At 62.0% G+C, this 18,050-nt stretch carries 1 protein-coding gene; it reads right to left on the bottom strand.

What is annotated here, in order from left to right; translation table 11 throughout:
* Window positions 1-34: 34 nt before the first annotated feature.
* Window positions 35-18,040: an Ig-like domain-containing protein gene (locus PYW49_RS02470; RefSeq protein ID WP_320385544.1), complete on the bottom strand. Its 18,006-nt coding sequence runs from the start codon at window positions 18,038-18,040 to the stop codon at window positions 35-37.
* Window positions 18,041-18,050 lie beyond the last annotated feature (10 nt).

Here is an 18,050-nt window from a genome sequence, read left to right as displayed (position 1 = left end):
AAAGGCCGCGAGGATCGCTCCCCGCGGCGTTGTTTTACGCAATTAACAGCTGATGGTTCGCCAGCAGCGTCGCCAGATCCGTCTGTACGCCGTTCAGCGTCACCAGAGTGGTTGGTGAGAACTGACCGCCTGTACCATCCATGTCAACCTGGATCTCGGTATTGCTGCCGTTCTGCACCACGCGGATGTAATCGCTGATATTGCCCGCGCTGCTGTCCAGCGTGGCCACGCCGTTCACATAGCTCGCCGAGCCCGTACCGGTATAGCCGCTATCGGAGAGCAGATCGCGCAGGTCAATACGATCCGTGTCCGCGGTCCCTTCCCAGGTGCCGACCGTAAAGCCATTCACCACGTCGTGACCGTTACCGCCCGTTGCGTCAGACGCGTTGATCAGCTTGTAGAGCAACGTATCGTGACCGCCGCTGCCGATATTGAAGGTGTCGTTCCCGCCGCGGCCTTCGAACCGGTTATCACCGCTGTTGCCGGTAATGACGTCGTCGAAGTTCGAGCCGTTAATTCCCTCAATGTTGAGCAGTCGTGACGTACCGAACCCGGTGTCCTGTGCGGTAGAGAGGCGCAAATCAACGGTAATGCCGGACGTCGCATTTCGGTAATCCACCACGTCCATGCCACCGGTATTGCTCCAGGTATCATGGTCAGAATGGGTATTCCAGCCGCCGGAACCGTTGTAGGTATAGGTGCCGTTCTCTGCGATAAAGGTGTCGTTATACCCGGTGCCGGTAATCGTCCCGCTGTGTCCGCCGGTAGCCGCTTCGGCCGTCAGCACGTAGCCCTCTTTGCCATTGCCCGCCTCCAGACCGCTCCAGGTGACGTTATCCGACACGCCGTTGGTGATCTTCAGGATCTCGGCCGAATAAGTTTCATTCGGATCCAGCCCGTAGAAGCTCACCAGCGCAGAGGTATCGTTCGAACCGATACCGGACTGGGCGTTGATGATCTGCGACGCCACCAGCACGCCCGCGGCGTTATACAGATTGACCGTGTTGCCGTAGTAGGCGTTGATGCCCTCGCTGTCGACGATGTGCAGATGCATCGCAGTACCGTCAGCAATGGTTTTGCTGTTCTGCACCAGCACCACCTTGCCGTTCTGCTGAGAAACCAGCAGATCCTGCGCGCCGTCCCAGTTGTAGTCCACGGCCGCCACGCCGGTGACGTTCGCCAGCCCTGAAGCCAGCTGGCTTGAGGTCCAGGTGGAACCGTAGCCGTTGTTGGTGAACAGGGTCGCCGTCTGCGAGCCGCCGTAGGTGCTGAGCTTGACGATGTCCATCTGCCCGTCACCGTTCCAGTCTACTGCCACCGACAGATAGCCCGCCGAAGCATTTGAGGCTTCAACCGCGCTCTTAGTGGTGGACAACTGCCCTGCACCGTTGTTGTAGTAAATCACTCCACCGGTGTTGTTGTAGCTGCTGCCCAGGTATAGGTCCATGTAGCCATCGCCGTTGAAATCCGCCCACGTCATGGACGCCGCCGTGGTGGTATTCGAGGCGTTTGCCACAAACACGTTGGTCAGGTTCTGACCGATAGAGAGCGTGCCGTTACCGTTGTTGTTGATCACGGTTAACGAGTACGCGCCGCTACGGTTGGTGTGCTGCACAATGTCTACGGTGCCGTCGTTGTTAATATCGACGCCAGAGAGTTCACGCAGCGTAACGAATTGTCCCCAGAATCCGGCCCCGCCGTTGGTACCATCCGGCGACAGTACGCCGTTGTTGTTGATCAGGTAAGTGATGGAGTCAGCACCCGCATCGCCGTACGCCAGGTCAAGATAACCATTGCCCGTTTTGTCGTACGCCACCACACCGCCGTACCAGATGGTGGTCCCCATCGCCAGCTGGCTGGCGTTATAGGTGCTGCCATCGTAGGTCCACATGACCTGCGTAGAGCCTGCGTAGCCGGTTTCAGTGCCGAATACATCCTGCGTGCCGTTTCGGTCAAAGTCGGCTGCCGTCTGGCTGACCACGTTGTAGGAACGAGTATTGGTCAGCGCATTACCTGCATAAGAGGAGCTATCGCTGCAGGAGTAAGACTGGCCGTTAGCAATGATATTCCACAGACCGCTGCTGTTCATGCCGAGGGTCATGGTGGAGTTGTTGCTGTTCCCCGCCGTGGTTGCCCAGTCGGTATTCACCGAGGTGGTATCAATCACCAGGCTGCCGGTCGCCGAACCGGTGGTGTTACCGTTACCCGCGCTGCTCTTCACCTGCGCCGTCACGCTGTAGCTCGCTACGCCAAGGGCATCGCTGTCCGGGATCTGCAGATACCAGGTGTTATGATCCGGGTCGACCACCACCGCGCCGCCGGTCTGCGAGGTATAGGTTTTACCGTTGACAATAACCGTCAAGTATTCCCCGTTCACCAGATCCGCGGAGACCGTACCGCTAACAATCGGCGTGGTATCGGAGGTTGTTTGTGCGGTAATTGCCGCCGTGGTAGTCGGGATGCTGGTGTCCACATTCAGCACGAAACCGTCCGATTCCGTGTAATTACCGGCCTTATCGGTGACGCGCACAATGTAGGTGTGATTGCCATCGCTCAGGCCGTTGTCCTGGAAGGACCAGCTTGCGCTGCCGTTCATGGTCACCTGGCCGAGCAGGACCCCGTCACGATACAGCTGCACAATTTCACCGTCTTCCGGGGCGCGGTTAAGCGTGCCGTTGATCAGCGGTGAGTTATCGTCAGTTGCCACCGCACTGCCAAAGGTACCCTGACGCTCGCCTTCACCGTCGGTATAGCTTACTACCGTGCCTACCGTGGTTGGCGGCGTGGTGTCCACCGTCACCACCTGAGAGGCGGTGGAGCCGACATTGCCCGCCTGGTCGATAATCCGCACCTGGTAGGTGTAGTCTCCGTCAGGCAGATCGCGGGTATCGGTGTAGCTCCAGCGCTGGTTGGTGACCGTGGTATCGAGCCAGGTGTTTCCGCCGTCCAGACTGATCTGCACGCGCTCGTCGCTTGCCAGCGCGCTGCCCAGCGAACCGTTGATGGTCAGCGTGGTGTCCATGGTGATGAAATCACTGCCGGACTGGCCGGTGTCTTCGCTGATGCTGTCGATGGTGACGCCGTACTGCGGCGCGTGCGTATCCACCGTCACCGCCTGCGCGGTGGTGGCCCCCACGTTCCCCGCCTGGTCAACGACCCGCACCTGGTAGTTATGGCTGCCGTCGGTCAGGGTACGCGTGTCGCTGTAGCTCCACTGCGTACCGCTTACGGTGGCGTATACCCAGGTGCTGCCGCCGTCCATGCTCACCTGCACGAATTCACCCGCGCCGAGTTCTGCACCGAGCGTTCCGTGCAGCGTGTACGAGGTCGAGCTGGTCAGGAAGTCGTTATTGTCGAAGCCGGTATCCACGGTGATGTTATCCACGTTCACCGTAATCGCCGCATCCGGGGCGACCGTATCGACGGTCACCTGCTGATGGGCGCTGGCGCCTACGTTACCGGCGGCATCCACCACGCGAACGTAGTAGTCATATGTCTGGTTACCCAGCGTGCGGCCGTCCACGTAGTACCAGCTGTTGCCGGTGACGATCACGTTCTGCCAGGTGACGCCGCCGTCGATGCTGATCTGTGCGTATTCCCCGTCGGCCAGCGTTGCGCCGAGCGAGCCGTGCAGCGTCAGGGACGTATCGTTGGTGATAAAGTCGCTGCTGCTCAGACCGGTATCGTCGCTGATGCTGTCGATGGCGATCGTTTTGCTGGCGTCAGGTGCAACCGTATCAATGGTCACCACCTGGCTGGCGGTGGCGCTGATATTGCCCGCGTCATCAATCACGCGCAGCTGGTAGTTGTAATCCCCGTCGGCCAGCGTGCGGCCATCAACATACGTCCAGCTCAGGCCGCTGACGCTGACGTCGATCCAGGTTACGCCACCGTCAAGGCTGATCTGCGCGTGGTCGCCGCTGCCCAGCGCCGCGCCGAGCGTCCCTTTCAGGCTGATCTGGTTGTCGCTGGTGATAAAATCACTGCCGGACAGGCCGGTATCCTGGGTGATGGAATCGACCGTAATCGTCGTCGCCGCAGGCTTCGTCAGGTCAATCACCACGTCCTGACTGTCCGTTGCCCCCATGTTCCCGGCGTTATCGATCACGCGCACCTGGTACTGGTAGGTACCGTCCGTCAGGGTGCGGCCATCGGTGTAGCGCCAGGTGGTGCCGGTCACGGTCAGGTCAATCCAGGTGGTGCCACCGTCGAGGCTGATCTGTGCCTTCTCGTTATTGCCGAGCTGCGCGGTCAGGGAGCCGTTGACCACAACCTGGCCGTCGTTGGTGATGAAATCGCTCGCGCTCAGGCCGGTGTCGTTTTGCAGGGAATCAATCGTAATTCCCATCGACGGCGCGGTGAGATCCACGGTGACGGTGTGGTTCTCGCTGGCGCTGTTGCCGATGGTGTTGCTCACCTGCGCGTTAATCACGTACGAACCGCCGTCCGCCAGCGCGGTCACGTCCGCGCTGCCCAGGGTGTAGCTCCAGGTGCCGTCATTCTGGACGGTAGCCGCATAAGTTTTACCGTTCAGCGTAATGGTCACCGTCTGGCCCGCCGGGGCGTCGGTGGTGCCGCTGACAGCCAGCGGCGTACCGTGCTCGGCGGCGTTGACGATATCGTCCTGCGCAAAGGTGTTAATGGTGATGGTTGGGACATCGCCGTTCAGCGTCACGTCGTGCGTTGCGCTGCCCGGGTTGCCCGCCTTGTCGTTCACCGTGGCGGTGATCGCGTACTGCCCGTCGCTCAGGCCGAGGAAATCACGGCCCGGCACGAAGACCGACCACGATCCGTCCGCCCCGACGGTCGCCTGATAGCTGTGCCCGTTAAAGGAGACGGTCACCGTCTGGCCCTGTTCCGCCGTGGTCGTACCACGGATCGTCTGGCCCGCCAGCTGCTCCGCGTTGTTGACGATATCGTCATCGGCCACGGTGCTGATGGTGACGGTTGGCGCGACGGTATCGACCGTTAAGGTATGCGTGGTTTGACCGTTATTACTCGCTTTGTCGTTCACCGACGCGGTGACCGTCAGCGCGCCTTCGCTCAGGCTGGCAAGATCGGCGGCCGGAACGTCGAGCGTCCAGGTGCCGTCGTTTGCTACGGTTGCGGTGTAGGATTTGCCGCCCAGCGTCACGGTAACCGTCTGGCCCGCTTCCGCGCTGGAAGAGCCGTGTACGGTGAGCGGCTGCTGCGCTTCCGCCGCGTTCAGAACGTCGTCGCCGGACAGCGTGGCAATGCTTACCACCGGCGAGGTGGTATCCACGCTGATGCCGTGCGTCGCCGACGCGCTGTTGCCCGCGCTATCCTGCGCCGACACGGACACCTGATAGCTTGCGCCATCGGCCAGGGCGCCCACGTCTGCGGCCGGAACGGTGGTCGTCCAGCTGCCGTCGCTCTGGATGCTGGCCGTATAGGTCTTGCCGTTCAGCGTCACGGTGACCTGCGTCCCGCTGGCGAACTGGGCGCTGGAGCCGTTAATCACCAGGGACGAACCGGCTTCAGCGGCGTTGATGACGTCGTCACCGCTAACGGTGTTCACCGTCAGCGCCACGGAGGCCGTATTCACCACCACATCGTGGGTCTGGGTGCTGCTGTTGCCCGCGCTGTCGGTAATCGTCGCGCTGAGGGTCACGGTGCCGTCGGTCAGCGCGGAAATCACGCTGGCCGGAACGCCCACGCTCCAGTTACCGCTTGCGTCAACGGTAGTGGTGTACTGGTTCGAACCGATGGTGATGACCAGCTTATCGCCGACGCTCGCGCCGGTTGCCGTGCCGCTGACAATCTGTGCCTGCCCGTGCTCCACGCTGTTAATGACGTTATCGCCCGCGACAGCGTTAAAGCTGACGGTCGGCGGCGTGGTATCAAGCGTAATCGCTTTGCCCGCGCTGCCCGGGTTACCCGCGGCGTCGCTCACGCTGACCTGCACGGTGTAGCCGTTATCCGCCAGTGCGGACAGGTCGGTGCCCGGTACGTTCACGCTCCAGACGCCGCCCTGCTGCACCTGCGCGGTATAGCTCTTCCCGCCCAGCGTCACGGTGACGGTCTGCCCGACTTCCGCCGTGGTGGTGCCGGAAATGGCCACGCCCGCAGCCGCTTCACTGCCGTTAATCACGTTATCGCCAGCGACCGTATCAATGCTCACGGTTGGCGCGGTCGCATCCACGCTGTACTCGCGGCCCGCAGAGGCGCTGTTACCGTGCGCGTTGGTGACGCTCACCTGCACGCTGGCATCGCCGTCTTTCAGGCCCGCGAGATCGGCGGAAGGCACGGTGGCCGTCCAGTTACCGTCGGCATCCACTTTCGCGGTGTAAGTCTTGCCGCCAAAGGTGATGGTGACGGTCTGGTTTTCCTCCACGTTCGACGTGCTGCCGGACAGCACCAGATCTGCGCCTTTCTCCGCCGCGTTAATCACGTCGTCGGTGGCAATCGCATCGATGCTGACGGCAACGGCAGACAGATCGACGGTGACATCGTGGCTGATGGTCACCGGGTTGCCCGCCGCGCTCTGGCCTGCAACGGTCACGGTGACCGTACCTGCTGCCAGGGCCCCGACGTCTGCCGCCGGGATCGCCGCGCTCCAGGTGCCGTCTGCCAGCACGGAGGCCGCATAGGTTTTGCCATTGACGGTCACGGTGAGCGTGGTGCCCGCCGCCAGCCCGTCGCTGGAGCCGGTGACGATCAGGTTCTGACCGTGCTCGATGGAGTTGATCACATCGTCGCCCGCCACGGTATCGACGCGCAGGCCCGGCAGGCTGGCGTCTATAGCGATTTCGCGCTCGCCCGTTCCCGTGTTGCCGTGGCCGTTGGTGACGGTCGCCGACACGGTCAAATCACCGTTGCCCAGCGCGGTCAGGACCGATTCCGGCACGCTCACGGACCAGGTCAGATCATCCTGAACGCTGGCCGTGTAGCTGTTGCCACCGAGGGTGACGGTGACGGTATTGCCCGCTTCCGCGTTCGCCACTTTACCGCTGATGGTCTGGCCTGCGGCCACTTCCGCCGCATTGATGACGTTATCACCCGCAATAGTGTTGATGGTGACGGTCGGCAGCGCGGTGTCGACCAGCAGGGTCGCCGTATTGCTGACGCTATTGCCCACGCCGTTGATGGCAGTTGCGCTCAGGGTGTAGTTGGCTTCGCCCAGGCCCGCCAGATCCGCTGCCGGAACGGTCAGGCTCCAGGTGCCGTCCGCCGCCGTCGTGGCCGTGTAGTTTTTGCCGTTGAGGGTCACGGTCACCACGGTGCCTTCCGACAGGTTGGCGCTGGTGCCGCTGACGCTCAGATCCTGACCTTTCTCCACCGCGTTCAGCACGTTATCGCCGCTGATAGCGTTGAAGGCTACCGATGGCAGACCGGTATCGACGGTCACGTTATGGCTGCCGGTACCGGTATTGCCCGCCGCGTCGGTGACTGTCGCAGTGACGGTTACGGTGCCGTCGCTGAGGCCGGAGATGACGCTGGCCGGTACGCCCACGCTCCAGTTACCCGCCGCGTCCAGCACGGTGGTGTAAGTCTGGCCGCCAATCGTAACGGTGACCTTATCGCCCGCTGCCGCGCCGGTGGCGGTGCCGCTGATGATGTGCGCCTGAGCGTGCTCAGTGATGTTAATCACATCGTCGCCCGCCACGGTGTTGATGGTGACCGCAGGCACGGTCACGTCCACCGTCAGGTTGTGGTCAACGGACGCCGGGTTACCGGCTTTGTCGCTCACGCTTGCAGTGACGGTCACGCTGCCGTCAGCGAGTGCACCCAGATCGGCGGACGGAACGCTCAGCGTCCAGGTGCCGTCTGCGCTGACCGTTGCGGTGTAGTCCTTGCCGTTCAGCGACACGGTCACGGTCTGGCCCGCCCCGGCGGTGCTGGTGCCGGAGATCGCCAGGTCAGACTGCGCTTCGGTCGCGTTCAGGATGTCGTCCGAGGCAATGGTATTGATGGTCACGGTCGGTGCGGTTGCATCCACGCTGTACTCACGACCCGCCGAGGCGCTGTTACCGTTCACGTTGGTGACGCTCACCTGCACGCTGGCGTCTCCATCCTTAAGGTGTACCAGATCCGCAGACGGTACGGTGTAGGTCCAGTTGCCGCTGTCGTCTACTGTCGCGGTATAGATTTTGCCGTTCAGGCTGATGGTCACGGTTTGCCCGGCTTCCACGTTGGTGGTCGCACCGGACAGCACCAGATCCACGCCCTTCTCCGCCGCGTTAATCACGTCGTCGGTGGCGATGGCGTTGATGCTGATGGCAACGGTCGCCAGATCCACCGTCACATCGTGGCTGATGGTAATCGGGTTGCCCGCTGAACTATCGCCGGTAACGCTGATTTTCACGGTGCCTTCCGGCCACGCGCTCACGTCTGCCGCCGGAACCGCTGCGCTCCAGGTGCCGTCTGCCAGAACCGTTGCGGAATAGTCTTTCCCGTTAACGGTCACGGTCAGCGCGGTGCCCGGGATCAGGCCGTCGCTGGAGCCGGTCACGATCAGGTTCTGCCCGTGCTCGATGGAGTTGACCACGTCATCACCCGCCACGGTGTCCACGCGCAGTCCCGGCAGGTTAGCGTCGATAGCGATTTCGCGCTCGCCGGTGCCTGTATTGCCGTGGCCGTTGGTGACGGTCGCCGTTACGCTCAGGCTGCCGTTGCCCAGCGCGGTCAGCACGTCAGACGGCACGTTCACGGACCAGGTCAGATCGTTCTGTACCGCTGCGGTGTAGCTGTTGCCGCCAATGGTGACGGTGACGGTATTGCCCGCTTCGGCATTCGCCACGGTACCGCTCAGGGTCTGGCCTGCCGCCACTTCCGCCGCGTTGATGACGTTGTCGCCCGCCACGGTGTTAATGGTCACGGTCGGCAGCGCGGTGTCCACCAGCAGGTTCGCGGTATTGCTCACGCTGTTGCCCACGCCGTTGGTGGCGGTCGCGTTCAGGGTGTAATTGGCCTGACCGAGACCGGCCAGATCCGCTGCCGGAACCGTCAGGCTCCAGGTACCGTCTGCCGCGGTCGTCGCCGCGTAGTTTTTACCGTTCAGGGTCACGGTCACCACGGTGCCTTCCGCGAGGTTGGCGCTGGTGCCGCTGACGTTCAGATCCTGACCTTTTTCAACCGCGTTCAGGACGTTGTCATCGCTGATGGCGTTGAAGTTCACCGATGGCAGGCCGGTATCGATGGTCACGTCATGGCTGCCGGTACCGGTGTTGCCCGCCGCGTCGGTGACTGACGCAGTAACGGTCACGGTGCCGTCGCTGAGGCCGGAAATCACATTCGCCGGTACGCCGACGCTCCAGTTCCCCGCCGCGTCCAGCACGGTGGTGTAAGTCTGGCCGCCAATCGTGACGGTGACCTTATCGCCCGCTGCCGCGCCGGTGGCGGTACCGCTGATGATTTGCGCCTGGCCGTGTTCTGCGATGTTAATGACATCGTCGCCCGCAACGGTATTGATAGTCACCGCAGGCGCGGTGATATCTACCGCCAGGTTGTGGTCCACGGACGCCGGGTTACCCGCTTTATCGCTGACCGATGCGGTAACGGTCACGCTGCCGTCGGTTAATCCAGCCAGATCCGCCTCCGGGACGTTCAGCGTCCAGCTGCCGTCTGCGCTGACGGTTGTGGTGTAGTCTTTGCCATTCAACGATACGGTGACCGTCTGGCCCGCTTCTGCGGTGCTGGTACCGGAAACGGCCAGATCGCTCTTCGCTTCGGCGGCATTCAGAATATCGTCGGTCGCCAGAGTATTGATGGTCACGGACGGTGCGGTTGCATCCACGCTGTACTCGCGGCCCGCCGAGGCGCTGTTGCCGTTCACGTTGCTGACGCTCACCTGCACGCTGGCGTCGCCGTCCTTCAGGCCCGCCAGATCAGCGGACGGAACCGTGGCGGTCCATTTGCCGTCGGCGTCCACCGTGGCGGTATAATTCTTGCCGCCGAAGGTGATGGTGACGGTCTGATTTTCTTCCACGTTCGAGGTGGTGCCGGAGAGCACCAGATCCGCGCCCTTCTCGGCCGCGTTAATCACGTCATCGGTGGCGATGGCGTCAATGCTGATGGCAACGCTCGCCAGATCCACCGTCACATCGTGGCTGATGGAAACCGGGTTACCGGCGCTGCTCTGGCCCGCAACGGTTACTGAAACCGTGCCTGCACTCAGTGCGCCAACGTCTGCTGCCGGGATCGCGGCGCTCCAGGTGCCGTCCGCCAGCACGGTCGCCGGATAGGTTTTGCCGTTTACGGTCACGGTCAGCGCCGCGCCCGCCGCCAGCCCGTCGCTGGTTCCGGTGATAATCAGGTTCTGCCCGTGTTCAATGCTGTTGATCACGTCGTCACCCGCCACGGTATCCACGCGCAGGCCCGGCAGGTTAGCGTCTATAACGATTTCGCGCTCGCCCGTTCCGCTATTGCCCACGCCGTTCGTGACGATGGCTGACACGGTCAAATTACCGTTGCCCAGCGCGGTCAGGACGGATTCCGGCACGTTAACGGACCAGGTGAGATCGCTTTGCACCGTTGCGGTGTAGCTGTTACCGCCAATGGACACGGTCACGGTGTTGCCCGCTTCGGCATTCACCACCTTACCGCTGATGGTCTGCCCGGCTGCCAGCTCCGCCGCGTTAATGACGTCGTCACCTGCAATGGTGTTGATAATCACGCCCGGCAGAACGGATTCCACGTTCACGGTGTGTGACGTGCTGGTATTGTTGCCGACGCTGTCCGTTGCCGATGCGGTAACGGTGTACAACGCTTCACCCAGCTGGCTCACCTGATCCGCCGGAACGGTAGTCGTCCATTTCCCGTTGCTATCGACCATCGCGCTGTACGCTTTGCCGTTCAGCATCACGGTCACCACCGCGCCTGTCGCCAGGCCGGAAGCCGTACCGGAGATCGTCAGATCCTGGGTTTTCTCGGTGCTGTTGATCACATCGTCACCGGAAACGGTGTCAATGGTCAGCACCGGCGCGGTCAGGTTCACCTCCACGCCGTGCGTGGCGCTGTTGCTGTTGCCCGCTTTATCGGTCAGCGCCGCGGTGATAGTGTAATCCCCGGCGGCCAGCGCGGTGACGTCCGCCGCAGGCACGCCCACGCTCCAGTTGCCGGAGGCATCCAGGGTGGCGGTGTAGGATTTACCGTTGAGGGTAACGGTAACCACGTCGCCCGCCGCCGCGCCGGTCACGGCGCCCGTAACAATCAGAGCCTGTGCATGCTCGGCGCTGTTGATCACGTCGTCGTCGGAAACGGTGTTAATGGTCAGCTGCGGGACGGTGGTATCGACCAGCACGTCGCGATCCGCAGAGGCCGGGTTGCCCGCCTTATCAGACACGGCGGCGCTGATGGTGTAGTTGCCGTCGGTAATACCGCTCAGATCCGCGGACGGTACGGTCACGCTCCAGCTGCCGTTCGCCTGTACGGTAGTGGTGTAATCCACGCCGTTCAGCGTCACGGTGACGGTCTGGCCCGCTTCGGCGTTGGTCACGCCGTTAACGACCAGATCCTGCTGCGCTTCGGCCGCATTGATGATGTTGTTGTCGCTGACAATTTCAATAGATACCGTCGGCGCGGTGGCGTCCACGCTGTACTCGCGGCCTGCCGACGCGCTGTTGCCGTTCACGTTGGTGACGCTCACCTGCACGCTGGCATCGCCGTCTTTCAGGCTGCCTAAATCGGCAGACGGTACGGTCGCCGTCCAGTTGCCGCTGGCATCCACCGTCGCGGTGTACGACTTGCCGCCGAAGGTGATGGTAACAGTCTGGTTTTCTTCCACGTTGGTGGTCGAGCCGGACAGCACCAGGTCCGCGCCTTTCTCCGCCGCGTTGATCACGTCGTCCGAGGCAAGCGGGTTAATGCTGATGGCGACTGCCGCCAGATCCACCTTCACATCGTGGCTGAAGGAAACCGGATTACCCGCCGCGCTCTGGCCTTCTACGGTCACGGCGATCGTGCCCGCATTCAGCGCGCTGACGTCTGCTGCCGGAATGGCCGCCGTCCAGGTCCCGTCCGCCAGCACGGTTGCGGCGTAGGTTTTGCCGTTGACGGTCACCGTTAACGCCGCGCCCGATGCCAGGCCTTCGCTGGAGCCGGTGATAATCAGGTTCTGAGCGTGCTCAATGCTGTTGATGACATCGTCGCCCGCCACGGTATCGACGCGCAGGCCCGGCAGGCTGGCATCGATGGTAATGTCGCGCTCGCCGGTTCCGGTGTTGCCGTGGCCGTTGGTGACGCTGGCTGACACCGTCAGATCGCCGTTACCGATGGCGGTTAAGACCGTGGACGGCACGCTGACCGACCAGCTCAGATCGTCCTGAACGATGCCAGTGTACGTATTGCCGCCGATTGAAACAGTGACAGTGTCACCACTCGCCGCGCCGCTCACTTTGCCGCTCAGGGTCTGCCCGGCAGCCACTTCCGCGGCGTTAATGACATCGTCCGTGGCGACAGGGTTGATGGTGACCTGCGGCAGCGCGCTGTCGACCAGCACGCTGTGGCCGGTGCTCGCGCTGTTGCCTGCAGTGTCGGTTACGCTCACCGTCACCACGTAGCTTGCTTCGCCCAGCGCAGAAACGTTTGCCGCCGGAACGGTGATGCTCCAGCTACCGCTGGCGTCGGTGGTGGCCGTATAGCTGATACCGTTCAGGGTCACCGTAATGGTGGTTCCGTCCGGCTGGTTGCTGGTGCCGGACACCAGCAGATCCTGGCCTTTCTCGGTCGCGTTGATCACGTCGTCAACCGCCAGGGTATTGATGGCAACCACCGGCGCGGTCAGGGAGACGTCAAACTCGTGCGTCGCGGTGGTGCTGTTACCGGCTTTATCGGCGAGGGTCGCAGAGAGCGTCTGCTCGCCGTTTGCCAGCGCGCCCACATCCGCCGCCGGAACGCCCACGCTCCAGCTGCCGGACGCATCCAGCATGGCGGTGTAGTCTTTACCGTTCAGGGTCACGGTAATAACGTCGCCCACCTGCGCACCCGTCACCTTGCCGGAGACGATCAGCGCCTGGCCGTGCTCGGCAATATTAATGACGTCGTCGCCCGCAACGATGTTGAAGGAAATCTGCGGTACGGTGGTGTCGACCAGCACCGCGGAGCCCGCGCTGGCCGGGTTGCCTGCCTTATCGGACACCGTCGCCGTTACCGCCGCGCTGCCGTCGGCGATGCCTGCCATATCCGCCGCCGGAACGTCCAGCGTCCAGCTGCCGTCCGCCTGCACCTGCGCGGTGTACTGATTGCCGTTGAAGGTCACGGTGACCGTCTGGCCTGCTTCGGCAGTAGAGGTACCGCTCAGGGTCAGATCCTGCGCCGCCTCTGCCGCGTTAAGCATATTGTCATGGCTAATGGTGTTGATGGTCACCGTCGGCGCGGTGGTATCGACGCTGAATTCCTGCGCCGAAGATGCCGCGTTGCCGTTCACATTGATGACGCTGACCAGCACGCTGGCGTCGCCGTCTTTCAGGCCGCTCAAATCGGCTGCCGGAACGGTCCAGGTCCAGTCGCCGCTGGCATCCACCGTCGTGGTATAGGTTTTACCCGCAAAGGTAATGGTCACGGTCTGACCCGCTTCAACGTTGGAGGTGGTGCCGGAAAGCAGCAGATCCTGGCCTTTTTCCGCCGCGTTGAGAACGTTATCGTCGGTCACGCTGCTGATGGTGATGGCAACAGGCGCGAGATCGACGTCCACAACGGTGCCGATGGTCACCGGGTTACCGGAAGCATCCTGCGCGCCAGCCTTGATATCCAGCGAACCGTCCGCCCACTGGGACACCTCGGCCGCCGGTACCGCCGCCTGCCAGGTGCCGTCCGCCAGTACCGTTGCAGAATAGGTTTTGCCGTTGATGGTCACGGTCACGGTGCTGCCCGCCGCCAGATCGGTGCTGGTACCGGACACAATCAGGTTCTGAGCGTGTTCAATCACGTTGATCACGTCGTCACCCGCCACGGTATCAATACGCAGTCCCGGGAGCTGGGCGTCGATGGTGAAGTCGTGAGAAGAAGAGCCGGTATTGCCGTGCGCGTTGGTCACGCTGGCGGATACGGTGAGGTCGCCGTTGCCGAGCGCGGTTAACTGGCTCTCGGTTAACGGCAGGCTCCAGGTCAGATCGTCCTGCACGGTAGCGGTGTACGTCTGGCCGCCAAGGATGATAGTGACAGTGTCACCTGACGCCGCGTTCGTCACCTTACCGGTCAGGGTTTGCCCTGCCGCTACTTCCGCTGCGTTAACGATATTGTCGCCCGCCAGCGTGTCGATCGTTACCACCGGCAGCGAGCTGTCCACCAGCACATCGTGTGAGGTTGAGGCGCTGTTGCCGACGTTATCCGTGACGCTCGCCGTCACGGTGTAATGGGCTTCTCCCAGCGCGCTTACGGCCGAGGCCGGTACGGTCACGCTCCAGTTGCCGCTGGCGTCGGTAGTGGCGGTGTAATTGATGCCGTTCAGGTTAACGGTGATGCTGGTCCCTTCCGGCTGGTTACTGGTGCCGGAGAGCAGCAGATCTTCGCCCTTCTCGGTCGCGTTAATCACGTCGTCCGCCGCCAGCGTGCTGATGGCGATAACAGGCGTCACGGTATTCACCACCACATCCAGTGAACTGCTTCCGGTATTGCCGGATTGGTCGGTCACGGAGACGTCGATTGTCCAGGTGCCGTCCGCCAGACCCTGCACGACAGACGCGGGCAGGCCAAGACTCCAGTTCCCCGCCGCATCCACCACGGTGGTGTAATCGACGCTGTTAATGGTGATGGTCACCCGATCGCCCGCTGCCGCACCGGTGACGGAGCCGCTCAGGATCTGCGCCTGTGAATGGGCGAGCTGGTTAACGGTGTTGGTGTCGGTGACAAAGTCGTTAATGGTCACCTGCGGAACGGTGGCGTCCACCAGTCCCACGCGATCGGCGCTGCTGGCGTTGCCCGCCACGTCGCTCACGGTTGCGGTCACGGTAACGATGCCATCCGTCAGGGCACCCACGTCAGCCGCAGGCACGCTCAGCTGCCACGTACCGTCCGCCTGAACCGTGGTCTGATACGTTTTGCCGTTCAGCGTCACGGTGACCGTCTGGCCCGCTTCCGCAGTGCTGGTACCGCTTAAGGCTAAATCCTGCTGCGCTTCAGCCGCATTGATGATGTTGTCGTCGGTCAGGTTATCGAGCGTAATCGCCGGTGGCTGCGTATCCACCGTCACCACGCGCGCGGCGTCCGCGCTGTTGCCGCTGACGTTAGTGACGCTGACGCTCACCTGCGCACGCCCGTCGATCAGGGTTTCCATGGCGCTGGCCGGAACGCTCAGGCTCCAGGAACCGTCCTGCTGCACCTGTGCGGTAAAGGTCTGGTCGGCGAATTTCACCACCACGGTCTGCCCCGCTTCCACGCCCTGCGTCTGACCGGAGAGGGTTAAGTCCGCGCCTTTTTCCGCCGCATTCAGCAGGTCGTCGCCGGAGACGGTATCAATGGTGACCGCCACGGCGTTCAGATCGAGTTCAATCGGGTGTTCAGCCGCAACGGTATTGCCCCAGGCATCTACCGCGCTGACGCTTACCGTCATGCCCCCCGCCGTCCATGCCTGCAGGTCCGCCGCCGGAACGCCGATCTGCCAGTTGCCGCTGGCGTTAACCGCGGTAACGTACTCAACGTTGTTGATGGTGACGACAATCTGCGTGCCCGCGGCCAGATGAGTACTGGAGCCAGTGACGCTCAGATCCTGCTGCTGTTCGATCGCGTTGATCACGTCATCGCCGGAAATGGTGTTCACGCGAAGACCCGGCAGCTCCGCGTTGATATTGATATCACGCTCGCCGGTGCCGGTATTGCCGTGCCCGTTGGTCACGGAGGCCGTAAAGGTTAAATCACCGTCGCCGAACGCCTGGAGATCCGCTGACGGGATTTTCACGCTCCAGGTCAGATCGCTGCCAACCGTTGCGGTGTAGCTCTTGCCGCCTGCGGTGATGGAGACGGTATCGCCCGCCGCCGCGCCGGTAACGCGACCGCTGAGGGTTTGATCGACGCCCGATTCGGCGTTATTGACCAGGTTATCGCCCGCAAACATATTGATAATGACCTGCGGAAGGACGGTATCCACCAGCAGATTCGCTTCGGCAGAACCGCTGTTACCCACGCTGTCGGTACCGCTGACGCTGACGGTATAAAGCGTGTTCGCCAGATTCAGCACGTCAGAAACCGGCACCTGGACCGCCCAGATACCGTTTTCGACGGTGGCCTGATAGGTGACGTTGTTCAGCGTCACGGTGATGGAGGTGCCGTCCGGCAGGTTGCTGGTGCCGGTCAGGCTCAGGGGCTGCATCGCCTCCTGGGCATTAAGCACGTTATCCTGGCTGATGGCGTCAATCGTAAATTCTGGCGGGTGTCCACTCAGCGTAATGCCGTGCGTGGCGCTGCCGGTGTTGCCTGCCGCGTCAGTGACGGAAACCGAAAGCGTGTGGTTGCCTTCACCCAGCGCGCCCAGTACGGACGCCGGAACGCCGACGTTCCAGCTGCCGTCCGCCAGCACCACGCCGGTGAAGGTCTGGCCGCCAAGAGTCACGGTGACCACATCGCCCGCGGCGGCACCGCTCGCCTGGCCGGAAATAATGTGCGCCTGGCCCTGCTCGCTGATATTGAGGATATCGTCGCCCGCCACGGTATGGATGGTGACGACAGGCGCCGCGGTATCCACCGTGAAATCTGCCGTCACGGACGCGCCGTTGCCCGCTTTGTCGCTAACGTTAACCGTCAGGGTCTGATTACCCTCATTGAGCGCCTGCACGTCGCTCGCTGCAAGCGTGACGGACCAGGTGCCGTCGCTGCCCACCGTAGCGTTATAGTTTTTACCGTTCAGGGTGACCGTGACGATCTGACCGGCTTCCGCATTCGTTTTACCGGTTAGGGTCAGCGGCTGATTGTGCTCAGCCGCATTAATGATGTTGTCCTGTGCGAGGGTATCGACAGAGAGGGTTGGCGCGGTGGTATCCACGCCAATCGTCTGGCTTCCGCTAACGGTGTTACCCGCCGCGTCTTTACCGCTCACGTTAACCGTCCAGGTACCGTCGCCCAGCGCCTGCGCGTCTGCCGCAGGCACGTTAACGTGCCACGCGCCGTCTGCCCCGACTTCAGCCGTGTAGGTTTTGCCATTCAGCGTCACGGTGAGTTCGGTACCCTGCGCCAGATTTTTGCTGGCACCGGAAAGCGTAAAGCCCGCGGATTGCTCGCTGGCGTTCAGCACGTTATCGCCCGCCGTGGTGGCCAGCGTAATAGCGGCATCGGCGGTAGAGACCGTCACGGTGATACTGCCCGCAGAGGTGGTTTTACTGCCGTCGAGCTGCACAACCGACCAGGTGTGCTCCCCGTCCGTCTGGGTCGGTAATATTACCGTCCACGTGCCGTCTTTACCGACCATGGTGCTGGCAATGGTGCTGCCGCTGCTATCTTTGATCTGGATGGTCGCACCCGGCTGACCGGTACCGCTAAAGGTTGGGTTGCTGTCGTCCGTGATCTCGTTTGCACTTAGCACGCCCTGCTTGTCACCCGCTTTATCCGACAGCAAGAAGGTCGGCGTGGCGCTTTCAACTTCTTTGGTATTATCAATGACTTTTGTTTTAGTTTCGCCGTCACCGCCGTTTGCCAGCAATGCCCCGATGGCACCGCCGCCTAACGCAGCCCCCGCAATCCAGCCCCACGGCGCGTCGCTTAAAACACTTTCCTGCTCGAGGAAAGGTTGAATGCTATTAATCGGTGTGGCCTGCGCGGTTAACTCGGTAACTGCAACGCCTGACGCTTCCCCGGCATCGGCAAAAGAAATATGTGTCAGTTCCTGACTGTCGTTGAACACCAGTTCTGACTGATTATGCGTTTCAGGATCTTCGACAAAATAGTTATTGCAGCGAATAACGCTGCCATCTTTCATATAAATGAGGAGGTCTTTACCCTGGCGGACATAACGCGCAACATCCAGAGCAGAACCCTGGATTTCAATCACACTCGGCGATGAAATAGAGACCGACAGATTTCCTTCGCCGGTTAATTTCGTTTTCTCTGCCGTTTTGCGAATGATGACATCAACAATTTTTACGTTACTCATTTCTTCTCCT

Origin of the sequence: Enterobacter chinensis (assembly GCF_034008295.1) — a bacterium.
GTDB classification, from domain to species: Bacteria; Pseudomonadota; Gammaproteobacteria; order Enterobacterales; family Enterobacteriaceae; genus Enterobacter; species Enterobacter chinensis.
Note: the sequence above shows the minus strand (reverse complement) of the source record. Positions and strands in the feature narration are given on the sequence as shown.